Source organism: Modicisalibacter sp. (assembly GCF_055145905.1).
On sequence record NZ_JBSREH010000002.1, the window covers coordinates 19,209 to 44,609 of the forward strand.

General features: G+C 68.1%; 18 protein-coding genes. 9 read left to right on the forward strand and 9 right to left on the reverse strand.

Annotation, left to right across the window (positions count from 1 at the left end; genetic code table 11):
- Positions 1–20 precede the first annotated feature (20 nt).
- A complete protein-coding gene (locus ACTCB7_RS02010; protein WP_463005359.1) occupies positions 21–1,067 on the reverse strand; it encodes a zinc-binding metallopeptidase family protein in 1,047 nt (348 codons plus the stop codon).
- Positions 1,068–1,146: 79 nt separating this feature from the next.
- Positions 1,147–2,664 carry an acetyl-CoA hydrolase/transferase family protein gene (locus ACTCB7_RS02015; RefSeq protein ID WP_463005360.1) on the reverse strand — a complete coding sequence of 506 codons (1,518 nt, stop codon included), beginning with the start codon at positions 2,662–2,664 and terminating at the stop codon, positions 1,147–1,149.
- Between the two features lie 226 nt (positions 2,665–2,890).
- On the opposite strand from ACTCB7_RS02015, the gene ACTCB7_RS02020 reads away from it, so the two are divergent.
- From ACTCB7_RS02020 to ACTCB7_RS02040, 5 genes are all read left to right on the forward strand, one after another.
- On the forward strand, positions 2,891–3,499 hold the full coding sequence (locus tag ACTCB7_RS02020) for a GNAT family N-acetyltransferase (RefSeq protein ID WP_463005361.1): 609 nt from the start codon (positions 2,891–2,893) through the stop codon (positions 3,497–3,499).
- Complete coding sequence (locus ACTCB7_RS02025; protein ID WP_463005362.1) at positions 3,496–4,407, forward strand: carbon-nitrogen hydrolase family protein; 912 nt, start codon at positions 3,496–3,498, stop codon at positions 4,405–4,407. Before ACTCB7_RS02020 ends, ACTCB7_RS02025 begins: the two co-directional genes overlap by 4 nt.
- A gap of 97 nt (positions 4,408–4,504) precedes the next feature.
- A complete protein-coding gene (locus ACTCB7_RS02030; protein ID WP_463005363.1) occupies positions 4,505–6,214 on the forward strand; it encodes a proline--tRNA ligase in 1,710 nt (569 codons plus the stop codon).
- Positions 6,195–6,782 carry a lytic transglycosylase domain-containing protein gene (locus ACTCB7_RS02035; RefSeq protein ID WP_163650140.1) on the forward strand — a complete coding sequence of 196 codons (588 nt, stop codon included), beginning with the start codon at positions 6,195–6,197 and terminating at the stop codon, positions 6,780–6,782. The genes ACTCB7_RS02030 and ACTCB7_RS02035 overlap by 20 nt, the downstream gene beginning before the upstream one ends.
- 93 nt (positions 6,783–6,875) lie before the next feature.
- Positions 6,876–8,258: a putative bifunctional diguanylate cyclase/phosphodiesterase gene (locus ACTCB7_RS02040; RefSeq protein ID WP_163650139.1), complete on the forward strand. Its 1,383-nt coding sequence runs from the start codon at positions 6,876–6,878 to the stop codon at positions 8,256–8,258.
- Between the two features lie 235 nt (positions 8,259–8,493).
- Here ACTCB7_RS02040 and ACTCB7_RS02045 read toward each other — a convergent pair whose 3' ends face one another.
- Together ACTCB7_RS02045 and rfaH are read right to left on the reverse strand one after the other, a co-directional pair.
- Positions 8,494–9,003: an FKBP-type peptidyl-prolyl cis-trans isomerase gene (locus ACTCB7_RS02045; RefSeq protein ID WP_163650138.1), complete on the reverse strand. Its 510-nt coding sequence runs from the start codon at positions 9,001–9,003 to the stop codon at positions 8,494–8,496.
- Between the two features lie 48 nt (positions 9,004–9,051).
- Positions 9,052–9,594, reverse strand: coding sequence for a transcription/translation regulatory transformer protein RfaH (gene rfaH, locus ACTCB7_RS02050; protein WP_163650137.1), 543 nt, complete (start codon positions 9,592–9,594; stop codon positions 9,052–9,054).
- Between the two features lie 156 nt (positions 9,595–9,750).
- Between rfaH and ACTCB7_RS02055 the strand changes: the two genes are divergently transcribed.
- Positions 9,751–11,118: an AmpG family muropeptide MFS transporter gene (locus ACTCB7_RS02055; protein ID WP_224414771.1), complete on the forward strand. Its 1,368-nt coding sequence runs from the start codon at positions 9,751–9,753 to the stop codon at positions 11,116–11,118.
- On the opposite strand, the gene ACTCB7_RS02060 is transcribed toward ACTCB7_RS02055, so the two are convergent.
- Positions 11,119–12,945, reverse strand: coding sequence for an SEC-C domain-containing protein (locus tag ACTCB7_RS02060; protein WP_224414770.1), 1,827 nt, complete (start codon positions 12,943–12,945; stop codon positions 11,119–11,121).
- Positions 12,946–13,078: 133 nt separating this feature from the next.
- On the opposite strand from ACTCB7_RS02060, the gene ACTCB7_RS02065 reads away from it, so the two are divergent.
- The 3 genes from ACTCB7_RS02065 to ACTCB7_RS02075 all read left to right on the forward strand — a co-directional run bounded on the left by ACTCB7_RS02065 (position 13,079) and on the right by ACTCB7_RS02075 (position 18,031).
- Complete coding sequence (locus ACTCB7_RS02065; RefSeq protein WP_224414769.1) at positions 13,079–14,986, forward strand: hypothetical protein; 1,908 nt, start codon at positions 13,079–13,081, stop codon at positions 14,984–14,986.
- Between the two features lie 94 nt (positions 14,987–15,080).
- Positions 15,081–17,147: a DNA topoisomerase III gene (locus tag ACTCB7_RS02070; protein ID WP_463005364.1), complete on the forward strand. Its 2,067-nt coding sequence runs from the start codon at positions 15,081–15,083 to the stop codon at positions 17,145–17,147.
- Positions 17,144–18,031, forward strand: a complete 888-nt coding sequence (locus ACTCB7_RS02075; protein WP_463005365.1) for a ketopantoate reductase family protein — start codon at positions 17,144–17,146, stop codon at positions 18,029–18,031. The genes ACTCB7_RS02070 and ACTCB7_RS02075 overlap by 4 nt, the downstream gene beginning before the upstream one ends.
- 193 nt (positions 18,032–18,224) lie before the next feature.
- On the opposite strand, the gene ppc is transcribed toward ACTCB7_RS02075, so the two are convergent.
- Genes ppc through ACTCB7_RS02095 form a run of 4 tightly spaced genes read right to left on the reverse strand, consistent with a single transcriptional unit; the run spans position 18,225 to position 25,400 of the window.
- Positions 18,225–20,873: a phosphoenolpyruvate carboxylase gene (gene ppc, locus ACTCB7_RS02080; protein ID WP_463005366.1), complete on the reverse strand. Its 2,649-nt coding sequence runs from the start codon at positions 20,871–20,873 to the stop codon at positions 18,225–18,227.
- A complete protein-coding gene (gene mazG / locus ACTCB7_RS02085) occupies positions 20,866–21,720 on the reverse strand; it encodes a nucleoside triphosphate pyrophosphohydrolase (protein WP_224414765.1) in 855 nt (284 codons plus the stop codon). Before mazG ends, ppc begins: the two co-directional genes overlap by 8 nt.
- Positions 21,717–23,978, reverse strand: coding sequence for a GTP diphosphokinase (gene relA / locus ACTCB7_RS02090; protein ID WP_463005367.1), 2,262 nt, complete (start codon positions 23,976–23,978; stop codon positions 21,717–21,719). Before relA ends, mazG begins: the two co-directional genes overlap by 4 nt.
- A 54-nt stretch (positions 23,979–24,032) precedes the next feature.
- Positions 24,033–25,400, reverse strand: a complete 1,368-nt coding sequence (locus ACTCB7_RS02095) for a TRAM domain-containing protein (protein ID WP_463005368.1) — start codon at positions 25,398–25,400, stop codon at positions 24,033–24,035.
- Position 25,401: the final 1 nt, after the last annotated feature.

Consider the following 25,401-nt stretch of genomic DNA (forward strand, 5'->3'; position numbering starts at 1 on the left):
GCCGACCCGTTACCGACTCGTTAGTGGGCTGCGGATCGTACCAGCCCATGCACATAGCTCAGCTTGGTCTGGATAGCGGCCGTGACGACCTCGGGCACCAGGTCGGTCAACCCCATCTCGCGATTGAGCTCGTTGGCGGCGAGCCCCACCTGCTGAAAGGCCGAGAGCATGCGCGGCAGGCTGGCGTCGTGATCGATCCCCGAGAAACCCAGATGATGGGCCGTATCGAGTACCGAGACGATATCCAGGTAGAAGGCGAAGGTTTCGGCGAAATCCTCCCACGGATGCATGGTGGCATAGGCGGAGACGAAATCCGCCGGCCAGCCGGCGGGCGGCCCCGCTTCGTAGTAGTGTTCCAGTGCCTCGCCGTAGGTCGGTGAGTCGTGATCGCCGAACACCTCACGGAAAGCATCCTCGTCACGCCCCCTGACCAGCAGATCCCAGTAGTAGTGGCCGATCTCGTGGCGGAAATGACCGATCAGCGTGCGGTGGGACTCGTTCATGTCAACGCGCAGCCGCTCGCGTTCGACAGCGTCGGCTTCCTTGACGTTGATGGTGATGTGGCCCTCGGCATGCCCGGTATAGACCCGTTCATTGCCCGCCGTGGAGCGCCAGAGACCGGCATCCGGCAGGGCATCGGCCATGAACGAGAAGCTCAGCGGCGGATCGAAGCCCTCCTCGGCGGTACCATGCGGCAGCGCCAGCAGGTCGAGGGTATAGAACAGTCGCCGCTTGGCCGCCTCGAGCGCCGCCCAGCGCTCGCGGTGCCCCTCGACCGACAGGTCGGGCACCACGTCATTGTAGCGACAGCAGTCGCACAGCGCCTCGGCCCGGCCGTCGACGATGGTCACCAGCCGGTTGCAGACGTCGTGGTCGGCATAGTTGCGGCACTTGAGCAGTGCCGCACCGCAGTCGTCGTTCAGGCAACGGTAGCCGCCCTCCGCCAGGGAATCGAGCGCACTGATGCGAGCGCAATCGGGGCACCAGCCAACCTCGTGGCCGCAGGCCAGGCAGTGGGTATTGTCAAAGAACAGCCTGGCCCCGCAGACACACTCATAGGTTTTCATGCCGATCTCCCGTTGGCGCGACCCCGTGCTCTTTCTGGATAGTCGCTCGCGGCGCATCTGGCAATCGGCGCCTCGAGGCTCAGCCGTCGTCGCGCAGGGTGCGCATGTGGCCGTCGCGTTCCATGGCCTGATGCCAGCCGAGCGCCTGCTCCAGGCAGTGCGGCGTATGGCCGCCCCGCCGGCAGGCCGCCTCGAAGTAGCGACGCAGCGCCGGCCGGTAGGCCGGGTCGGCACAGTTCTCGATGATCAGCGGTGCCCGCTCGCGAGGGGCCAGACCGCGCAGGTCCGCCAGGCCGTGCTCGGTGACCAGGATGTCGACGTCATGCTCGGTGTGGTCGACATGGCTGACGAACGGCACCAGGCTCGACACATCGCCACCCTTGGCCAGCGACTTGGTGATGAACACCGCCAGCTGGGCGTTGCGGGCGAAGTCGCCGGAGCCGCCGATGCCGTTCATCATCCGCGTGCCGCAGACATGGGTGGAGTTGACGTTGCCGTAGATGTCCGCCTCCAGCGCCGTGTTGACGGCGATCACGCCCAGCCGCCGCACGATGCCGGGATGGTTGGACAGCTCCTGGGGACGCAGGATCAGCCGGTCGCGGTACTTGTCGAGATTGCGCCAGACCGCATCGCCACGCGCTTCGGACAGGGTGATCGAACAGCCGGAAGCGTAGTCGAGCTTGCCGGCATCGAACAGGTCGAAGGTGGAATCCTGCAGCACCTCGGAGTACATGGTCAGGTGCTCGAAGGGGCCGTTGGCCAGGCCGGTCATCACCGCGTTGGCCATGGTGCCGATGCCCGCCTGAAGTGGCAGCAGCGAGCGGGACAGGCGCCCCGCCTCCACCTCGGCGGCGAAGAACGCCATCAGGTGGTCGGCGATGCGCTGCGTGTCGACATCCGGCGGCAGCACGGTGGACGGGCTGTCGCGGCCCTCGGTCACCACGATGGCGGCGATCTTGCTCGGGTCGATGGGGATATAGGGCGTGCCGATCCGCGAGTCGGGTGCCACCACCGGGATCGGCGTGCGGTTGGGACGCATCTGCGGAATGTAGATGTCGTGCAGCCCCTCGAGCTCGGCGGGGGCCGAGAGGTTGAGCTCGATGATCACCTGCTTGGCGAGAATCGCGTAGCTGGCCGAGTTGCCCACCGAGGTGGTGGGCACGATGCCGCCGTCCTCGGTGATCGCCGCGGCCTCGACCACTGCCACATCCAGGTCCTGAAGCTGATGGTTGCGCAGCAGTTCGACGGTTTCCGAGAGGTGCTGGTCGATGAACATCACCTCACCGTTGTTGATCGCCCGACGCAGCGTGGCATCGACCTGAAACGGCATGCGTCGGGAGAGCGCCTTGGCCTCGGTCAATTGCTTGTCGAGGTCGTTGCCCAGCGAGGCGCCGGTCATCAGGGTGATCGACAGCGGATCGCGACGCGCCCGCTCGGCCAGCGCCAGCGGCACCGCCTTGGCTTCGCCGGCACGGGTGAAACCGCTCATGCCAACCGTCATGCCGTTGTCGATCAGGGCGGCGGCCTCCTCGGCGCTGCGCTTGAGTGACTCCCAACCCGGCAGGCGGCAACGGGCCCCGATACTGGCTACGGTCATGCTGAACTCTCCGGCTATGGCAAGGAAGGCGCGACACAAGAGTGTCGACAATCGGATGGCGCAAAAGCATTGCATGCTAACAAGGCGTCGCCAATCCCTTGGTAGTAAGACCTTGGTCTAAAGAAGCGATATTGGATCTCGCCGGGCAGGTCCCCCTCGGCCCGCCGGCATTGGCGATTTGCGACGTTCCTGCTACCGTCGCCCGAGCAACTCAGGAGGGTCGAGCATGGCCGACATCACGCTGACTTCATGCCAGGGCGGCGACATCGCCCCTCGCCTGGAGGCGCTGGCGAATCTGCGCATCCGCGTATTCCGCGACTTTCCCTACCTCTACGACGGCGACCTGGCCTACGAGGCCGACTACCTGGCTCGCTATGCCGAGTGTCCGGCCAGTCTTTTCGTGCTCGCCTTCGATGACGACACGCTGGTCGGCGCTGCCACCGGCATGCCGCTGGCCGAGGAGTGCGAGTCCTTCCGCCACCCCTTCACGGCGGCCGGGCTCGATCCACAACGCATCTTCTATTACGGCGAATCGGTGCTGTTGCCCGCCTATCGCGGTCGCGGGATCGGCAAGGCGTTCATGAAGGCCCGCGAAGCCCATGCCGCCGCGCAGGAATTCGAGCGCGTCGCCTTCTGCGCCGTCGAGCGCCCCGACGATCATCCAGCCCGCCCCGTCGACTACCAGCCGTTGCACGGCTTCTGGCAGGGGCGCGGCTATCGTCGCCACCCCGAGCTCACCGCCCGCTTTGCCTGGAAGGATGTCGGCGAGGCCGAGGAAACCGCCAAGCCGCTGGTCTTCTGGCTGCGCGACCTGACCCCGGAGGATCGCCCATGAACCGCTTGTGCCGGGTCGCCACGGCCCAGTACCCGATCGAAGCCTTCCGCGACATGGGCGAGTTCCATGCCAAGGCCGAGCGCTGGGTCCAGAACGCCGTGAACCACGGCGCCGAGCTGCTGGTGCTGCCCGAGTATGGCGGCATGGAGCTCGCCTCGCTGCTGCCCGCCCCCGTGCGCGACGACCTGCTCGCCCAGCGCGAGGCCCTGCAGGCGTTGCGCGAGGAGGCGCTCGCCACCTGGCGGGCGCTGGTGGAACGCCACGGCGTCACCCTGCTCGCTCCGTCGATGCCCTGGCGCATCGCGCCGGAGCGCTATGTCAATCGCGCCTGGCTGCTCACCCCCGGCCATGCCGACTTTCAGGACAAGCAGCTCATGACCCGTTTCGAGCGCGGCCCCTGGGGCATCACGCCCGGCGACCCCGACCACGGCGGCGGACTCAAGGTCTTCGACACGCCGGCCGGGCGCCTGGGCGTGTTGATCTGCTACGACAGCGAGTTTCCGCTCCTTGCCCGCCGCCTGGTCGAGGCCGGCGCGGAGCTGCTGCTGGTGCCCAGCTGTACCGACACCGAGGCCGGCTACCACCGCGTTCGCTGGTGCGCCCAGGCGCGCGCCATCGAGCAGCAGGTGGCGGTGATCCACTCGCCGACCAGTGGCGAGGCCCTGTGGTCGCCGGCGGTGGACATCAATATCGGCCGGGCCGCGGTCTACACGCCCTGCGACCATGGCTTCCCGCCCGATGGTGTGCTGACCCGCGCCCACGACGACACCCCCGGCTGGCAGTTCGCGCACCTCGACCTCGATGCCATCGCCGCACTGCGCGAGACCGGCCAGGTCGACAACCACGCCGACTGGCAGCGCCAGATGACACGCCTGGAAACGCCGATCGAAACCGTGCGCCTGCGCTGACAGCACGGATTTTTGCCGCGCCCTCGGCTTGCCCGTACAATGCCTCGAATCGCCGAACCAGGCCCTTTAACGAGTCACTGAAGGAAACGCCGGACCCATGCGCGCCAGTCAACTGTTGATCGCCACTCTCAAGGAAGTTCCCGCCGACGCCGAAATCGTCAGTCACCAGCTGATGCTGCGCGCCGGCATGATCCGTCGGCTGACCTCGGGGCTGTACACCTGGCTGCCCGTGGGGCTACGCACGCTGCGCAAGGTCGAGCGCATCGTCCGCGAGGAGATGGACCGCGCCGGCGCCCAGGAAGTGCTGATGCCCGCCGTGCAACCGGCCGAGCTGTGGCAGGAATCGGGCCGCTGGGAGCAGTACGGCCCGGAACTGCTGCGCCTCAAGGACCGCCACGAGCGCGACTACTGCGTCGGCCCGACTCATGAAGAGGTGATCACCGACCTGGTGCGCCGCGAGATCGCCAGCTACAAGCAGCTGCCGACCAATTTCTATCAGATCCAGACCAAGTTCCGCGACGAGATCCGTCCGCGCTTCGGCGTGATGCGCTCGCGCGAGTTCATCATGAAGGATGCCTACTCCTTCCATGTCGACGAGGCCTCACTGAAAGACGGCTACCAGGTGATGTATGACGCCTATATGCGCATCTTCACCCGCCTGGGGCTGGACTTCCGCCCGGTGATCGCCGACAACGGCGCCATCGGCGGTACCGGCTCCCACGAATTCCACGTGCTGGCCGACTCCGGCGAGGACGACATCGTCTTCTCCACCGAGTCCGACTACGCCGCCAACATGGAAAAGGCCGAGGCGCTGGCGCCCCAGGGCGAGCGCCCCGCCCCCACCGAGGAGCTGCGCCTGGTCGACACGCCGGACGCCAAGACCATCGCTGCGCTGGTCGAGCAGCATGACCTGCCGATCGAGAAAACCATCAAGACGCTGATGGTGCATGCCGCCGAGGGTGGCCTGATCGCCCTGCTGGTCCGCGGCGACCATGAACTCAACGAGGTCAAGGCCGAGAACCTGCCCGAGGTCGCCAGCCCGCTGACCATGGCCAGCGAGGAAGAGATCCGTGCCGTGGTGGGCGCCGGGCCCGGTTCGCTCGGCCCGGTGAACCTGAACATGCCGATCATCATCGACCGCAGCGTGGCAATGATGAGCGACTTCGGCGCCGGCGCCAACATCGACGGCAAGCACTACTTCGGCATCAACTGGGAACGCGACGTGGCCCTGCCTGCCGTCGCCGACCTGCGCAATGTCATCGAGGGCGACGCGTCACCGGACGGCAAGGGCACTCTTTCGATCAAGCGCGGCATCGAGGTCGGCCACGTCTTCCAGCTGGGCACCAAGTACTCCACCGCCATGAACGCCACCGTGCTCGACGAGAGCGGCAAGCCGGCTACCCTGTGGATGGGCTGCTACGGCATCGGCATCACGCGCATCGTCGCCGCGGCGATCGAGCAGAACCACGACGATGCCGGGATCATCTGGCCCAATGCCATCGCCCCGTTCGAGGTGGTACTGGTGCCGATGAACGCCCACAAGTCACAGCGCGTGCGCGAGACCGCCGAGCGGCTCTACGAGATGCTGGTCGGCCAGGGGTTCGATGTGCTGCTCGACGACCGCGACACGCGCCCCGGCGTCAAGTTCAACGATCAGGAGCTGATCGGCATTCCCCACCGCATCGTCATCGGGGACCGCGGCCTCGACAACAACGAGCTGGAATACAAGGGCCGCCGCGACGCGGACAACACCATGATTCCCGCCGACAGCGTGGTCGACTTCCTGCGTGAGCGGCTGGCCGACTGAGCGCCTTGCCGGTCTGCTGCTGGCGCTGAGCCTAGTGCCTTCCGCGACCGCTTCGGCGGCGGAAGGGGCACCGGCAGCGCCCGCTCCTTTGCAGCGCACCCTGGACGCGACCCGGACCGCCACACCATCGGCCGCGGCGGATGCCTGGGTCGCCGCCCTGGCACCACGCCTGGCTTCGCGCCTGCCGGACGCGCACCGCCGTCGCGCCCTGTTGCGGCGGGTCCGGGCGGAGGCTCGCCTGGCCGGCCTCGATCCGCGGATCATCCTCGCCGTGATCCAGGTGGAAAGCGGTTTTCGCGCCGACGCCGAATCGCCCGCGGGCGCCCGGGGCCTCATGCAGGTGATGCCATTCTGGAAGCGCGTGCTGGGGCGAGCCGACGATGACCTGTTCGACCCTGCCACCAACCTGCGCTACGGCTGCACCATTCTCGCCTACTATTTGCGTCAGGAGGGCGGTGATCTCACCCGGGCACTGGCCCGCTATCACGGCTCCCGGGGTCGCACGGATTATCCGGAGCGGGTCATGCGCGCCTGGCAGCGCCACTGGTGGCTGACCGAGCGCCGCTGAGCCGGTCCCGAGCGAACCCTCGCCGTTTTTCGCTGCCCAAGTTCGAGAACCGTCCGCTGACTCGTCGGCCTTCACCCCACAGGAAACCGGCTCGTGATCGCCCTGCTGAAACACGCAACCGCCCGGCTGCTACTGGGCACCTCGCAACTCACCCGCCGCAGCGCCGAACGCCTATTGCCGGCATCGGCGCCTCGGCTGCCGGCCCTGGACATCGATGTCCTGACCGGAGTCGGCACGCATCGCGCGGCCCTGGCCGAAATCGACCGGCTGATCGACGCACGTCGGCCGTTCTCGCTGATCCGCCTGAGCGTCAACAATATCAAGGCCATCAACGAACGCCTGGGGCACGCCATCGGCGATGAACTGCTGGTCTCTCTGGCCCGGCGCCTTCAGCAACTGAGCCTGCACGACGGCCGGGTCTACCGGCTGGGCGGCGACGAATTCCTGATGATCACCGAAGCCACCCTCGGCAACGACCGCTGGCGCGAGACGATCGACCAGCCCCTCGAGCTGGAGGGCACGTCGCTGATCCCCTCGCTGTCGGTGTCGGACCTGCGCTACCCCGAACACGGCCAGGAGAGCCGCCACCTGCTGCGCCGCTCGGGCATCGCCCTGTCGCTGGCCCGGCAGTCGCACGACGGCTATCACGCCTATGAATGCGGGCTGGACCGCCTCCACGAGCGCGAACGTCAGCTGCTCCGCGACATGGTCATGGCGGTACGCGAACAGCAGCTGCGAGTCGTCTACCAGCCCAAGATCCGTATTCGTGATGGGAGCGTGACCGGTTTCGAGGCCCTCATGCAGTGGCAGCACCCGCAGCTCGGCCTGCTGCAGCCGGACGAGTTTCTGCCGCTGGCCGCGGCCTCCGGCCACATGACGCTGCTGGGCGAGTGGCTGCTCCAGCATGTCATCGCCCAGATGGCGGAGTGGCAGGCCCGGCAGAATCCCCAGACCATCGCCGTCAATCTCTCGGCGCTCAACCTGGAGCGCACCGGCTTCGGCACGCTGGTCTCGGCCTGGCTGGCCGACCGCGGTGTCGACCCGCACCAGCTGATGGTGGAGATCACCGAGCAGTCGATGATGCATGACCCGGAACTCACGGCCCGCGGGCTCGCCGAATGGCGGCGCCAGGGCATCCAGATCGCCATCGACGACTTCGGCACCGGTTATTCGTCGCTGACCCAGCTGCGCCAGCTGCCGCTCGATGTGCTCAAGATCGACAAGTCATTCGTGATGGGTATGCTCGAGCAGCCCGAGGACGCAATGATCGTCGATGCCAGCATCGCCCTGGCCCACCGCTTCGGGTTGAGCGTCATCGCCGAGGGCGTGGAAACATCGCAGCACCTGAACCGGCTGGCCGCCGCCGGCTGCGACCAGGCCCAGGGCTACCTGATCTCGTCCGGCCTCGAGGCCGATGCGGTGCTCGCCTGGCTGGATCGCTATCGGGAGAGCCCCCTGCTCGCCACGCCGGCCTGACACGGGCACTGGCGGATGGGCGACAAAAGGCACCGACGAAAAAAAGCCGGCCCGAAGGCCGGCGATAGCGGGGCAATTGCCCCTCCCTGACGACATCTATCGATCAACGCGGGCGGCCCGATGAACCGGGGCGACCGCGTGACCCGACACCTCGCACTGTAGCGCAGCACCGCGTCCGGCTTTCTGACCTGAGTCAAGAGCCGGGCACAACATGGCGGCGGGCTTGTCGCCGGGGTCATCCGAACTTCTTGTCCTCGACCTGCGATGCCTCGACATCCGGCGCCAGCGGGTGCCCCTTGGCCAGCTCGGCCCGGGTCGCCTCGCGTACCTCGAGAATCTCGACACTGTAGCTCAGGGTCTGCCCAGCCAACGGATGGTTGGCATCCACGGTCACCCGGCTGTCATCGACATCGACGATCGTCACCACCCGCGGGCCGTCCGGCCCCTGGGCCTGAAAGCGCATGCCCGGCGCCAGCGCCTCGACGCCGCCGAAGGCGCTGCGCGCCACTGTCTGCACCCGCGCCTCGTCACGCAGGCCATAGGCATCGGCGGGCGCCAGCGTCACCGTCAGGCGGTCGCCGGCCGCGTGGCCGTCGAGCGCCCGCTCGAGACCGGCCACGATGTTGTCGTGGCCATGCAGGTACTCCAGCGGCGACTCGCGCCGCCGCGAGTCATCGAGCATCTCGCCGTCGGCATTGCGCAGGGTGTAGTGCAGGGTCACCACCTGCTGGGCGGTAATGGACATGAAAGCCTCCGGTCAGGCAGGGAAAAGAGGAAGGTCGGACTCGGGCTGTCAGGAGCGGCGCAGTTGCGAGATGGGCAAGTCCACGGCCTGCTGGCCGTGCAGAAGGTTGAGCAGCACGATGGCGCGTTCCTCGCCCTTGCGGCGCTCGAAGACCGCCTGCAACTGCCGGAACGGCCCCTCGCAGATTTCCACGACGTCGCCGGCCCGAAAATAGACGTTGATTTCACGCTCGTCCGCCGTGGCGGCGGCGTTGTGGCGCAACGCATCGACCAGGGCGTCGTCGACCGGCAGGGGCTGGTCGCCGAACGTCACCAGACGCAGCACGCCCCGGGTGGAGCGGATCGGCCGCCAGTTGCTGGCCAACCGGTCGAGCCGGATGAACAGGTAATAGGGAAACAGCGGCTCATCGACCCAGCACAACCGGCCCCGGCGCTTCTTCTGGACCTGCAGCACCGGATGAAAGATCTCGTAGCCCTGGTTGGCCAGATTTTCGGTGGCACGAAACGATTCCCCGCCCTTGCACTGAATCAGGTACCAGTGAGGAATGGCCCGGGTATCGATATCCGCGGAAACGCTGTTGGATTCGCTCATCTTGCTCCTGACACCGTGGCTGGGATGCGTCGCGCAGCGGCATTGATTCGACGACGGGGAACCGCGTAAGTTAGCCGCTTGCCGCCACCCCTTCATCCTAACATCGATGACGGCAGCGATCGCCACCGGCATCGCCCGTCCGGCAGGAGACCGATCATGCCCGACTCCCCCCGCCGCTCCTGGCGTCAGGCCCTGAGCGTCTACCGCCGCGCCCCTGTCGTCGCCATGCTGTTTCTCGGTTTTGCGGCCGGCCTGCCGTTTTTGCTGGTCTTCTCGACGCTGACCGCGTGGCTGCGCGATGCCGGGGTCGAGGTCGCGGCGATCGGCTTCTTCTCGTGGATCGGCATGCTCTATTCGATCAAGCTGTTCTGGGCGCCGGTCATCGACCGACTCCCCTTGCCGATCCTGACCCGCCGACTGGGCCAGCGGCGCAGCTGGATGCTGCTCGCCCAGCTGGTGATCGCCGGAGCACTGGCGGCGCTGTCCGGCCTCGACCCGCGCCAGGACCTGGCGCAGGTCGCCGTCTTCGCCCTGCTGGTGGCCTTCGGCTCGGCCACCCAGGACATCGTCATCGACGCCTTTCGCATCGAGTCCGCCGAAGAGCGCATCCAGGCGGCCATGGCCTCGACCTACATCATCGGTTATCGCGGCGGCCTGCTGGCCGCCGGCGCCGGTGCCCTCTACATTGCCGACCTGGTGTCCTGGCAGGCCGCCTATCTGACCATGGCCGGGCTGGTCGGCGTGGGCATGCTGACGGTGCTGTCGCGCCCCGAGCCGCCGCGTTCGACACTCGGCGTTCCCTGGCAGCACGAGCCCCGCGTGCGCCGCTTTCTTCACGCGCAGCGGCATCGTCCCCGGCGCTGGCGGCGCTTCGGGGCCTGGGTGGTGGGCGCGGTGGTCTGCCCCTTCACCGACTTCTTCACGCGCTACGGGCGGCAAGCCGTCGGGCTGCTGGCACTGATCGGACTGTTTCGCCTGAGCGACCTGTCGATGGCAGCCATGGCCAACCCGCTGTACATCGACCTGGGCTTCTCGCTGGCCGAGATCGCCAACGTGACCAAGGTGTTCGGCATCGCCATGAGTATCGCCGGCGGGGTAATCGGCGGGCTGCTGGTGGTGCGCTACGGCATCGCCCGGATGCTGCTGGCCGGTGCCGTGCTCGCCGCAGCCACCAACCTGCTGTTCGCCACCCTGGCCAGCCTGGGGGCCCAGCTGCCCATGCTGGTGGTAACCATCATGGGCGACAACCTGGCCAACGGGCTGGCCAGCACGGTGTTCATCGCCTTTCTATCGAGCCTCACCTCACGGGCCTACACGGCCACCCAGTACGCGCTGTTCTCGTCGCTGATGACCCTGCCGGGAAAGTTCATCGGCGGCTTTTCCGGGATGGTGGTGGCCAGCCAGGGATACATGGTCTTCTTCCTGTGGTCCACCCTGATCGGCCTGCCGGCGATCGCCCTGGCCTGGTGGCTGGGCCGCGATCCCCGACTGATCCCCTCGCCAACCGCCGAGGCCGACCGCTGATCAGCGGTCGGCCAGCCGCCGGCGCTGCTCGTCGAGCCACTTGAGCGCGCCGCGGGTGGCCACCCACTGATCGCGCATCAACGCACGATACTGCCAGGCCTCGGCCTTGGTGCCGGGCTCGGGCACTTCCACGGCCAGCGGCACCGGCCGGGGATTGTCGGCACACAGCATGGCGACGACATGGGCGTTGAGGGCATCGACCGCCTCCAGCGCCTCCTCGGCGGCATCGAAGCGCTCCAGCCGGTACAGCGCCAGAACCCGCCCCATCAGCACACCGAGCAGCGGCGCTTCCTCTTCTCCCGTCGGCTGGTCGCTGAGGGCCAGCGCCTCGCTATCGCGGCCCTCGCGCAGCAGCTGGTCCAGCACCAGTTCGCGCAGCCCCAGGCTGTCGTTCTCGTCGAGCACCAGCAGGCGCTCGGCCAGCCGCCGGGACCGCTGCCGATCGCCACGCTCCATGCCCACCACCAGCGCGAGCCCGGCACGCAGCAGCACGGCGTTGTCGGCCACGTCCCAGACGAAGGGCGCACCGTGGCTCTCGATCTGCTCCAGCCAGCGCTCGAAGCGCACCGCCAGCGGCGCGAAGAAGCTCTCCGCCATCCACGGCAGGCTACCAAAACGGCTGGCCAGGGCCATGCTCAGGGTCTGCACCACGGCCGGCGAGTCCAGCCATTCGGGATGGGCGCACAGGGCGTTGAGCCAGTCAGCGGCCTGCGGCCAGGGGTCCGCCTGGAAGCCCAGAGCCGCCTCCTCGTCCACATCGACCCCGAACACCTCGCGCCAGGCGGCGAAGAAGGTATCCTCGCGGGCCGTCGACTGGTATTCGATACCCGCCTCTCCGACCTCGAAATGCAGCCGCGGCGCAGTGGGCAACGCCTCGAGGAGCGCCTGCAGCCCCATCAGGGGCTCGGCCAGCGCCTCCTCGGAATTGACCATCTGCTCGGCCAGGGTCGCGCCGGGATTGTCGGCCAGATCGGCCAGGAACTGCAGCTGCTCGGCGTCCATATCCCCCTGGCGCGCCAGGCGACGGAACCAGAAGCGTGCCCGCTCGCGGGCCTCCTGCGGGTGTCCCTCATGCAACAACAGCATGGCCTCGATATAGGCCAGGGTCGGCGAATCGGGCAGGGTCTGCTGGGCCCGCACGAAGGCCTCGCGGGCGCTGGCCAGATCGTCGCTGTCCAGATGCATCAGGCACAACCGCTCCAGCGCCACGCCGCGCAGGAACAGCGGCCCCCGCTCGAGAATGGCGTCCAGCAGTGCCGCGCGCTTGCGGTTGAAGCCCCGCTCCTGGTAGAGCTCGATCAACAGCTCGAAGGCCGGTTCGGCCTGTTCGGGCAGCTGATCCCAGTCGGCGGCCTGGAAGAGGGTCTCGAGAATCTGCTGGGCACGGCCGCGCTGGCCGCCCTCGGCGGCGATCAGTCCGGCTTCCAGCAATGCCTGGGCGGGGGCCCGGCCGCTCTCCAGCGCCGCCTTGAGGGTATCGCCCTTCCAGTCGCGCAGCGACAGCATCCACATCAGGTGCGGCGGTACCGCGCCCGGCAGGGTCACGGCGCCGCAGCAGTGCTTTGTCTTGCGTCCCGAGTCGCACCAGCAGGGCTCGTTGCGCCCCGGCCGGGCCAGCGGTTCACAGGCGAAGTCCAGCCGCACCAGCGGCGTCTGGTTCCACAATTCCGGCGCCAGCGCCTGCGCCTGGGCGATGTTGCCGCCCAGATACCTGACACCCTCCTCACGGGCCCAGGCCATCAGCGAGGGATAGTGTTCATCCGCCCGGATCGCCGACAGGGCGCCCCCGGCGTACCCCAGCAGCTGCTCTACCCACATCGCCAGCATTGCAACCCTCCTCGGAAAATCCGCTCAGTCTAGCATGCCCCGCGCAGCCGGCTCACCACCGCTGGCGCGCGCACGCCGGCGGTGCTAGGGTAGCGCCCTGTTCCGGTCTGCCCCCGTTCGAGGACTCTTCGCGTTGCGCCTGCCGTTCCGTCGTGATCAATCCCCCCACGAAACCCCGCAGGTGCGGCTGGAGCGCGAAGGACGCGACGAGATCCGGCGCATCACGGCCGCCGTGGAGAAGGTTCCCTGGACGGTCAGCCTGCTGCAGATCCTGTGGACCGCCGGCCCGGTGACCCTGCTCGGCGCCTGGGGCGGTTACCTGCTGGGCTACGGCAAGGCCCCCACCGCCGACAACTACATCTTCTTCATCTCCTACACGGTGATCACCGGTGCGGCGGGTATCATCGCCAACCTGGTGCACAACCTCACCGGGGGACGACGTGCGGAGCGCACCGCCCGCAAGGTCGAGCGTGTCATCAAGAGCCTGCCGGAACTGCTGCTGGCGACCCGCAATCTGATCGTCGAGAGTCTCGAGGGCGACGCCCGCCGCCGCGAAGCCGCCGCCATGCTGCTGCGCAAGCAGGATCTCTCCCCCGAAGGGGTCGAGCTGGCCGCCATCGAGCTGCTCGACGATCGCGACAGTGCCCGCATCATCACCCAGATCGACATCTACCGCCGCGCCGGGCTGCATGCCCGCATTCGCGACCTGGTGGCACGCTACCGCGACGGCCTGGAGCCGCAGTTCGCCGCGATCGCCGAACTCGCGCCGGCCGCCACCACGCTGCTGCGCGAGCGCTTCGAGGGCCGCGCCCCCGACCTGCGGCTGGGCGTACCGCGCGACACCAACTTCATCGAGCGCGTGCTAGCCGCCATCGAGCAGGACAACGAACTGCTGATGACGCTGCAGGATGTCGAAGAGATGCTGATTCTCGCCTTCGAGCTGATCAGCGGACGCCAGATCCCCATGCTGACCTTCGAATACAAGGGACGCTGGCGGCTCGCCCAGGCCCTGGACAACCTCGAGGAGGCCCGCGCCCGCTACCGGATCGCCCAGGCCACCGCCCTGTCGCGCCTCAAGGCCCTTACCGCCTATCTGGCCGAACAGTCCGGTACGCTGGTCGAGCATGCCGCCGCCGGACTGCGCGCCGAAGTGCTCCAGGAGCGCTCGCTGCAGGCCATGGACGCGCTGGCCGAACAGATCCATCACCTGGCGCCGGTGGTGGCTCGCGGCCAGAGTGACCGGCGCAGCCAGCTGCGTCAGAAGGCTGACCTGCTGACCAACGCCATCCGTCTCTACAAGTCGGCCTACAACGCGTATGAAGCGGTCGGCCGCAGCCACGCCCAGCTGATCAAGCGTTCCGAACGCTGGGAGCGCATCAGCAACCGTCTGGGCGACCAGGACACCCGTCTGCGGCTGGGCCCGGGGCGACGCGGCCTGCGCATCCGCGAGCACATCATCGCCCTGGACGATGCCGCCAAGGCCGAGGTCTGCAAGCACCTCGCCCGGCACCTGAAGGAAGCCGGCATCGAGATGCCGCGGCCATCGCGCACGCAACAGCTGGAACGCGACACCCTGCTCGCCGTCGGCGTGGACGCCGCCAAGCGCCTGGCGATCGAGATCGCGCTGGCCCTGGAGCCGCACATCCAGCTTTCGCGCCCGGAGGTCCAGCGCGCCATCAACGGCTCCAACGCCGCCGACTTCGGCCAGCTGGAACCCAACCTGTCGGCTGCCGCCAAGGCCGCGCTGGGGGCCGCCATGGTCAAGGAAATCGAGGTCAACCTGGCGCATACCGCCGAATCCCTGGCGCTGGCTCTGGTGCGTCACTATCGGGTCGATCTGGACCCCGCTGCCCGACGCTTCTTGATCGAGCATTACGGTGCACGCGAGCAGACCCTCGACATGCTGGTCAACTACCAGGCCAGCCATGCGCATACCGACAACCGGGGCGTGAGTTTCCTGAGCCAACGCCCGCTGGCGATCGGTCCGCCGCGCCGCGACTGGTACCGGGCGCTGGTCCAGGCCAAGCGCGCTCTCGGCTGAGGGGCACGAGGGAAGCCGCCCGCAGGGATGAATCGTCCTGCCGGCTCGGGCATACTGGACGCCCATCCAGCCACACGGTGCCGGACTCACCACCATGCGCCTGATCATCGCCGAAAAGCCCAGCCTGGCCCGCGCCATTGCCGATGCCCTGCCCGGACGGACGCAGCGCCGGGACGGCGCCCTCGAGGTCGGCGATACCTGGGTCAGCTGGTGTCTCGGCCACCTGCTGGAGCCGGCCCCGCCGGATGCCTACGACCCGCGCTACAAGCAGTGGCGACTCGACCACCTGCCGATCGTCCCCGAGCGTTGGCGACTGGTGCCGCGCCACAAGGCCCGCGGCCAGCTCAAGGTACTGCGCGAGCTGATCAAGCGCGCCGACAGCCTCGTGCATGCCGGCGATCCGGACCGGGAAGGCCAGTTGCTGGTGCAGGAGGTCATCGAGCATCTCGGCTGGCGCGGACCGGTGGCGCGGCTGCTGATCAGCGACCTCAACCGGCCGGCGGTGACCCGCGCGCTGGACACGCTGCAGGACAACCGCCGCTATCAGCCACTCTACGAGGCGGCCCGGGCGCGCTCGCGGGCCGACTGGCTCTATGGCATCAACCTGTCCCGCGCCTGGACCCTGACCGGCCGCCAGGCCGGCCACGACGGCGTGCTGTCCGTGGGCCGCGTGCAGACGCCGGTACTCGGGCTGGTGGCACGCCGCGACATCGACATCGCCCGCTTCGAGCCGCGTCCGTATCATGTGCTGTGGGCCGACCTGTCGGTAGCCGCCGGCGAGCTGCGTGCCTGGTGGCAGCCACAAGAGCATCATCCGCTCGATGACCAGGGACGCCTGCTCGCCCGGGCCCCGGCCGAAGCGCTGCTGGCACACCTGCCCGGTGCCGAGGGGCGACTGACTCAGCTGGACGCCCGACGCAAGCGCCAGAACGCGCCCCTGCCCTATTCACTGTCGGCGCTGCAGGTCGACGCCGCCCGCCGCCACCGCTTCTCCGCCCAGCAGGTGCTGGATATCTGTCAGGCGCTCTACGAACGCCATCAGCTGATTACCTACCCGCGCTCGGACTGTCGCTACCTGCCCGAAGACCATCGCGCCGGCATGGGCGCCCTGCTCGAACGCGCCGGGGCCGGCGACGAGGCCCTGCGCGGCTGGCTGACCGGTGCCGACTTCACACGGCGCCCGCGGGCCTTCGACGATGCCAGGGTCGGCGCGCACCATGCCCTGGCGCCGACCGGCAAGCCCTTCGTGCCCGAGCGCCTGTCGCAGCCGGAAGCGGCGATCTATCGGCTGATCGCCCGCAACGTCATCGCCCAGTTCTACCCGATGCTCGAAACCCGCGAGGTCAAGGCTGAGTTCACGATCCTCGACGAGACCTTCCGCGCCCAGGGCCGCGAGATCCTGGTTGCCGGCTGGAAGCCGCTGTTCACCAGCCGCGACGAGGCCCCGCCCCTGCCGCCGTTGACCGAGGGCGAGCCGGTCACGGTGGCCGACGCCGGCATCGACGACAAGCTGACCCGGCCCCCGGAACCGTTCACCGACGCCAGCCTGATCAAGGCGATGATGAACATCGCCCGCTACGTCGAGGAACCGGCGGTCAAGCGCACCCTGCGCGACACCGACGGCCTGGGCACCGAGGCGACCCGCGCCGCGGTCATCGAGACCCTGCTCAAGCGCGGCTACCTGGTGCGCCAGAGCGGCAACCTGCGTGCTACCGCCACCGGGCACGCGTTGATCCGGGCCCTGCCCGACGCGGCGACACGACCCGAGCGCACCGCCCTCTGGGAGCAGCGCCTGCGCGCCATCGCCGAGGCCGGCGAGGCCTACCAGCCTTTTCTCGACGGGCTGCTCGCGGACCTGCGCGAGCTACTGGCCGCCGCCGATGCCGGCCGCATGCGCCAGGCCCTCGGCGAGACCCGCGGCCTGGGACCGGCCCCGAAAAAGCCGACCTCTAGGAAGCCGGCCTCCGGTAAGCAGTCCTCCGGTAAGCAGTCCTCCGGTAAGCAGTCCTCCGGTAAGCAGTCCTCCGGAAAGCCGGCCTCAAAGAAAGCAAAAGCGTCGTCGCGCCGTCGGCGCTCCATTCAATCCGGCAGCAGTGACACGCCCGGCAAATCCACACGGCGCGGAACGCGCCGCGCCACCCGGCAGGGAGACGACACATGACGACCGCCCCACACTGGCTGATAATCGGCGCCGGCGCCCTCGGCCGGCTGCTGGCGGCACGCCTGACCGAGCGGCAGCCGCCTATCCTGATCGGACGCCGAGCCAGTGCGGATCCCCTGGTCATGACGACCCCTGAAGGACAAACCAACCGATACCATGTGGCACGCCTCACCCTCGCCGAGGCCCCCAGTCAACCGTCGCTGATCCACGTCACCACCAAGAGCCACGCGGTGGCGGCAGCGCTCGACGAACTGGTCGCCCGGGTCGCTCCCGACACGCCCCTGGTGCTTTGGCAGAATGGCTTTCAGGCCCAGCCGCTGGCGACCCGGCGCTGGACCGGCCCGGCCCTCTGCGCGGTGACCAGCGAAGGCGCCTACACGCAAGGCGAGAACGAGGTGGTGCATGCCGGCCACGGTCTGACCCACCTGGGCCATCTCGAGGGCCGGTACCGGGAGCTGGCAATCTCCATCGCCGCCGAGCTGACCGCCGCCGGCATCGAGACACGAGCCTGCGACGATATCCGCCGCCGACTGTGGCACAAGCTCGCCGTCAACGCCGCGATCAACCCGCTGGTGGCGATTCACCGCATTCGCAACGGTGAACTGCGCGACCCGGCGTACCAGCCCCACGTCGAGGCGATCGTTGACGACGTGGCGGCCATCATGGCCGCCGAGCAGGTCGAACCACCGGAAATCGGCTGGCAAGCCCATGTCCAGGGCGTTATCGAGGCCACGGCGGGCAATCGCGCCTCGATGCTGCAGGACGTGCTGGCCGGGCGGCGTACCGAGCGGGATGCCATTCTCGGCCCGCTGCTCGAGGCCGCACGACGCCACGCCCTGCACGCGCCGACTCTGGAGCGACTCTGGCACGACACCCCGCAATAGCACCGACGACAGGCCTGATAACGAAAGCCATGTGGCTGAAAGCTCGAAGCAGCCACCAATATAGCTATCTGGAAAAGCTTCATAGATAACGGTATAAAGAGTCGGCAAGCGTGGCCGGACAAGCGATGGCCCGACGCAAGCGGGGCCGGGATGTATCCCGGCCCCGTTTCCGCCTGAGCTCACCGACACCGTATCAGCCGGTGTTGCGCAGTCCTGCGGCGATGCCTGCCATGGTCACCATCAACGCCCGGGACAACGCCGGGCTGATCGCCCCATCGGCATCCCGGTTGCGCTGCAGCAGTTCGGCCTGCAGTCCATGCAGCGGGTCGATGTAGGGGTTGCGCACGTCGATCGCCTGACGGATCAGTGGCGTGCCCTCGAGCAGCTCCTGCTGATCGAGAATCGACAGCAGCACACCGTGCAGACGCTCGAGTCGTTCACGCAGGGCACTGCCCAACTGCTGAAGCGCCGGCTCATCGACCAGGCGCTGCTCGTAGTAGGCGGCGATCCCCAGGTCGGCCTTGGCCAGCAGCATCTCCAGCATGTCCAGATAGGTGCCGAAGAACGGCCAGCGATGGCGCATCTCGCGCAGCCGCTCGAGGCCGTCGGGCTCTTCCAGACGCCGTGCGAAGGCCTCGCCGCTGCCCAGCCAGGCCGGCAGCATCAATCGCGTCTGGGTCCAGGCGAAGATCCAGGGGATCGCCCGCAGCGACTCCACCCCGCCTTCCGAACGTCGCTTGGCCGGTCGCGAGCCCAGGGGCAGGCGACCCAGCGCCCCTTCAGGGGTCACGGCGCGGAAATAGGGAACGAAATCCGGGTCCTCGCGCACCACGCCGACATAGGCGCCGTGGGCGATCTCGGCCAGCCGGTCCATCTCCTCGCGCCACTCGGGTTCGGGGGACGGCGGCGGCAGCAGCGTGGCCTCGAGCACCGCGCAGGCGTAGATCTCCATCGAGCGCAGGGCGATGTCGGGCTGGCCGAACTTGAAGCGAATCATCTCGCCCTGTTCGGTGACCCGGAGGCTGCCGTTCACCGACCCCGGCGGCTGCGAGAGGATGGCCGCATGCGCCGGGCCGCCGCCACGGCCGACGGTGCCGCCACGACCGTGGAACAGGGTCAGGTCGACGCCATGGCGACGACATATCTCGACCAGCGTCTCCTGGGCCCGGTACTGGGCCCAGGCGGCGGCCAGCTGACCGGCATCCTTGGCCGAATCCGAGTAGCCGATCATCACTTCCTGGCTGTCGCCGGCCATCTCGCGGTAGCCGGGCAGTGACAGCAGCCGGTCGATCACCTCGCCGGCGCGGTCCAGGTCGTCGAGCGTCTCGAACAGCGGTGCGATGGGCAACCGCACGTCACCGCCCACCTCCTTCATCAGCAGCGCCACCGCCAGCACATCCGAGGGCTGGCCGGCCATCGAGATGATATAGGTCCCCAGCGCCTCGCGATGTTCCTGGGCGATCACCCGGAAGGTATCGATGACCTCCCGCGCCTCGGTGGAGCAGTCCCAGCGCCGCGGGATCAGGGGCCGCGGCGAGGCCAGTTCCTCGAGCAGGAATGCCTGACGCTGCGCCTCGTCCCAGGCCTGATAGTCGCCAACCCCCAGGTAGCGGGTCAGTTCGTCGAGCATCTGTGTGTGGCGGCTGGACTCCTGGCGAATATCCAGCTTGGTCAGCGACACGCCGAACACCGCCACCCGCCGCAGGGTATCGAGCAACGCGCCGTTGGCGATGGTGTCCAGTCCCACGTCGCACAGCGAGCGGTAGCAAGTCAGCAACGGCGCATAGAGCTGATCGCGGGTTTCGATGATCGGCCCGCCCTCGAAGCTGCGCCCGTCGAGACACGCCTTGGCCCAGTCGCGAGTGGCCTCGACTCGCGCCAGCAACCGCCGGATCAGCGCCCGATAGGGCTCGGGCTCATCGCCGACCTCGGCCTTGAGGGCGCTGTTGGCCTTCCACATCGACAGTTCGGACTTGAGCTGTTCCAGATCGCGCAGATACAGGTCCGCGGCCATCCAGCGCCCGAGCAGCAGCACCTCGCGGGTGACCCTGGCGGTGACGTTGGGATTGCCGTCACGGTCGCCACCCATCCACGAGGCAAAGCGCAGCGGCGAGGCATCCAGCGGCAGCCGCTCCCCGGCGGCATCCAGCAGCAGGTTGTCGAGATCGCGGTGGAAGTCGGGCACCGCCTGCCACAGCGAGTTCTCGATCACCGCGAAGCCCCACTTGGCCTCGTCGACCGGCGTCGGCCGCTCGTGGCGAATCTCGTCGGTGTGCCAGGCCTGGCTGATCAGTTCCTGAAGACGCCCCTGAACCCGGGTGGCCTTCTCGGGATAGTCGACCGCGCCTTCCATCGCCGTCAGGCAGTCGTCGATGGCGTCGTACTTCTGGATCAGGGTACGCCGGATGACCTCGGTGGGGTGCGCGGTCAGCACCAGCTCGACGCGCATGCCGGCGAGCGTCTCGATCAGCTGGCGCGGCGAGTAGCCGGAGCGCCCGATGCGCTCGAACAGCTCGCCGAGCACCGGCTGGGATCCCGGCTTGTAATCCTCGACACGGCGGAACCGGGCGCGATAGTGCTGCTCGGCGATGTTGGCCAGGTTGAGAAACTGGTTGAAGGCACGGGTCACCGGCAGCAGGTCCTGGTCGGGCAACGCGCGCAGGTATTCGATCAGTTCGCGCTGCGAGCCGCCCTCCCCCTGGCGCCCCCGCTTGGCCAGCCCGCGGATCGCCTCGATCTTGTCGACGAACCCGTCGCCGAGGTCGTCGGCGATGGTGTGTCCCAGGCTGTCACCCAGGATGCGAACGTTGTCGCGCAACGATTCGTGCAGATCATCACTCATTGTTGTTGCTCTCCTCGGGGTAAGGATGTTCCCGCCGCTTGGCCTCGTTCCAGTGCCGGTCCATCTCCGCCAGGGAGACGTCCTGAGGCTGCCGGCCGTCGGCGGCCAGCGCCCGCTCGACATGCCGGAAGCGGCGCTCGAACTTGGCATTGGTGGTACGCAGGGCCTGCTCCGGGTCGGCGCCCAGTCGTCGCGCCAGGTTGACCACGGCGAACAGCAGGTCACCGACCTCCGCACGGGCCTCCTCGGTCTCGCCCGCTTCCAGTGCGTCTTCGACCTCGCCGAGTTCCTCGCGGATCTTGGCCAGCACGCCCCGCTCGTCGGGCCAGTCGAATCCCACGCGGGCGGCCCGCTTGCTCAGCTTGGCGGCCCGCGACAGCGCCGGCAGGTTGCGCGGCACGTCGTCGAGCACCGAGACGGCGGCCCGCTCGCGGCGCTCGTCAGCCTTCAGTGCCTCCCAGCGGGACTTGACCTGGCGCTCCTCGACCTCGGCCGCACTCACGCCCTCGCGGCGTGACGCCAGGGTGCCGTCGGGGAAGACATGCGGATGACGCGCCAGCATCTTGGCGGTCAGGGCATCGATCACGTCATGGAAGTCGAAACGCCCCTCCTCCTCGGCGAACCGGCTGTAGTAGACCACCTGGAACAGCAGGTCGCCCAGCTCGCCGGGCAGTTCGTCATAGGCGCGGCGCTCGATGGCGTCGGCGACCTCATAGGCTTCCTCAAGGGTATGAGGGACGATCGTCTCCCAGGTCTGCGTCACGTCCCAGGGGCAACCCTGCACCGGGTCGCGCAGCACCGCCATCAGGGTCAGCAGGTCGTCGAGGGTATGACGGCGATCGCTCATGCCCGCCCTCCCTTGCCGGCCCCGTTGCGCAGGCGCTTGACGTCGATGACGTTGGGCAGCTGCTGGATGCGCGAGAAGATCCGCCCCAGCGATTCCAGACCGTCGACCTCGAGCGTGATGTGCAGCCGGGCGGTATTGTCGTCCTTGTTGGTACGGGTATTGACGCCGAGCACGTTGACCCGATCGTGACTGAGCACATTCGTCACGTCACGCAGCAGCCCGGAGCGGTCCCAGGCCTCGATCTCGATGTCCACCGGGTACTGGGTCCGTGCCTGATCCCCCCATTCCACATCGACGATGCGCCCCGGCTCCTCGCTGCGCAACTGGAGAATGTTGGGGCAGTCCTGGCGGTGGATGGTCACGCCACGCCCCTGGGTGATGTAGCCGATGATCTGCTCGCCGGGGACCGGGTGGCAGCAGTTGGCCATGGAGGTCTTTAGGTTGCCCACGCCGAGCACGGTGATGCCGTCGCCGGGGCCCTTCGCCGTGCGCCGGGGCTTGGCCAGCAGGCGGTCGAGCTGCTCCTCGTCATCGGTGTCGCCGAACAGCTGCTGGGCCTGGTGCAGCACCTGGCCGATGCGCAGGTCGCCGGCGCCGATGGCCGCATACATGTCGTCGGGCGACGTGTAATTGACCGCGCCGGCCAGGGTGGCGAGATCCAGGCCCTCGAGATCCAGCCGCCGAAACTCCTTCTCGAACAGCGCCTTGCCTTCCTCGAGATTCTGTTCACGCGCCTGATGCTTGAACCAGGACTGGATCTTGGACCGAGCCCGGGAGGTCTTCACATACCCCAGACTGGGATTGATCCAGTCGCGGCTGGGTCCGCCCCGGGTGGCGGTGAGGATCTCGACCTGCTGGCCGGTCTTCAACCGATAGGTCAGCGGCACGATGCGGCCGTCGACCTTGGCGCCCCGGCAGCGATGGCCGATCTCGGTATGCACGCGGTAGGCGAAGTCGATCGGCGTGGCAATCCGTGGCAGATCGATGACATGCCCGTCGGGGGTGAACACGTAGATGCGATCCGGCGCCACGTCGCTGGACAGCCCTTCGCGCAGGTCGCCGAGATCGCCCACCTCGTCCTGCCATTCCAGCACCTGACGCAACCAGGCGATCTTCTCCTCGTAGCTGCGGCTCTTGCCGCCCACGTCGTGGCCCTTGTAGCGCCAGTGGGCGCAGACCCCGAGCTCGGCCTCCTCGTGCATGGCAAAGGTGCGAATCTGGATCTCCAGCACCTTGTTCTCGGGGCCGATGAGCGCGGTATGCAGCGACTGGTAGCCGTTCTTCTTGGGGTTGGCGATGTAGTCGTCGAACTCGTTGGGCACGTGGTGCCAGCGCGAGTGCACGATGCCCAGCGCGGTATAGCAGTCGGCCACCTCGGGCACCAGGATGCGCACCGCGCGCACATCGTAGACCTGCGAGAAGTCGATGTGCTTGCGCTTCATCTTGCGCCAGATGGAATAGATATGCTTGGCGCGGCCGCTGACCTCGTAGCGATGGATATGGTTCTGCTCGAGCAATTGCTTGAGCGTGGCGACCACATCCTGAATGTAGTGGTCGCGATCCACGCGCTTTTCGGCCAGCAGCCGGGCGATGGTCTTGTAGTCGTCCTCGTGCAGGTAGCGAAACGACAGGTCCTCGAGCTCCCACTTGAGATGACCGATGCCCAGGCGGTGGGCCAGCGGCGCATAGATGTCGAACACCTCGCGAGCCACGCTGAGCTGCTTCTCGCGCGGGGCGTCACGCACCTGGCGCAGGGCGCAGGTACGCTCGGCGATCTTGATCAGCGCCACCCGCACATCATCGATCATGGTCACCAGCATCTTGCGCAGGTTCTCCTGCTGGTTGTGCTGGGACATGCCGTGGCTGGGGGTCTGCTGCTGGCTGATCGCGGCCATGTTGAGCACGCCGTCGATCAGCCGGGCCACGCCGTGGCCGAAGCGCTTCTCGATCGCCGCCAGGCCGATCTGCCCCTCGCGCACGGCGCGATAGAGCACGGCGGCTTCCAGCGCCTCCTGATCGAGGCGCAGCTCACCGAGGATGTCCGCCATCTCCAGCCCGGTGCGGAAGCTGGAGCCGTCTTCCAGCCACGCCTTGTGGGGCTTTTCCGTCTCGCGGGCGCGGCGCCGGGACAGCTCGCAGGCCGACTTGAGCTCGTCCACGTCGCGCAGGGTGACGTCGTCCTGCAGACGCGCCAGCCAGCGGTCGATATCGACCTGCCCGTCGCCGTCGAGGGGTTGATCTTCGCGAACCTTGACCATGATTGTCTGGGTGCCTCTTCCTATTGTTCGATGTGGCGATATCGCCCCATCCGCTCATCCTGCGCGTTCGAACAGCAGCATCGATTCGAGATGGGCGGTCTGCGTGAACATGTCGGCCACGGCGGCGCGCCGCAGCCGGTAGCCGCCATGCACCAGACGCGCCGCATCGCGGGCCAGGGTCGCCGGATCGCAGGCCACGTAGAGCACGCGCGGCACCGCCGACGACGCCAGGGCGTCACAGGCCGCCTCGGCGCCTTCGCGGGGCGGATCCAGCACCACGATGTCGGGGGCGTCTCGCCAGTCCGGGGCAACGCCGAGATCGTGGGCCCGCGCCGTGACATTGCCCAGGCCGTTGGCCAGTGCATTGGCCTGCAGGCGCTGCACCATCGCGGCGCTGCCCTCCAGCGCCATCACCTCGCCGACCCGGGTCGCCAGCGACAGGGTAAAATTGCCGATACCGGCGAACAGATCGTGGACACGCTCACCACCCGACGGCGCCAGCCACGCCAGCGCCCGCTGAACCAGCTGCTGGTTGACGCCGGCGTTGACCTGCAGAAAGTCGCCCGGTGCGAAATCCAAGGTGACGTCGCGGGCCCCTCCCTTCAGGGTATAGCGCAGCGTTCCGGGCTTGCCGAGCCAGCGCCAGGCCGGCTGCTCGCGGCCCACCAGCCAGGCGACCGCCACGCCGTTGGCCTCGCCCCAGTCCTGCCAGCGCCGGGCGTCCTCGGCCTGCTCGCGAAGCTGGCGTACCACGACGACCTGCTCCGTCTCACCAGCGACCAGTTCCAGATGGCCGACATGCCGCGGCGCCGCCAGGGTCGGCAGCAAGGCCCGCAGCGGCGCGATCAGGGCCGCCAGTTCGGGCATCAGCACCGGGCAGTCATCGACGTCGATCAGGTGGTGGCTGCCGCGGGCCCGGAACCCGAGATGCACGTCGCCGGCATTGTCACGACGTACACCGAGCCGAGCCCGGCGCCGATAGCCCAGTGGCTCAGCCGCCAGCAGCTCGATGGACTCGGGCGCGTCGACACCCTGGCGACGCAGCTGGTCGGCCAGCACCTCGCGCTTGTGCTCGCGCTGGGCCTCGACGGCCAGATGCTGCAGATCGCAGCCGCCGCAGCTGCCGTAGACCGCGCAGACGGGCGCCACCCGCGTCGTCGCCGTGGTCAGCCGCTCGCGCACATGCGCCTCGTCGTAGCGCTTGCGCGTGGTGTGCACCGCCACCATCACCCGCTCACCGGGCAGGGCATCACTGACGAAAAGGGTCTTGCCGGCCGCGTCGCGCGCCACGCCGCGGCCGTCATGCGAGAGGCGTTCGATCTCCACCACCCCGCCGGCCTCGTCAGCCCCGCACGGTGCCACGGCATCCTGACGGTTCCGCTGCGCCTTGCGCGGCGTGCGCCGCTCGCCCAGTCGGCTCATG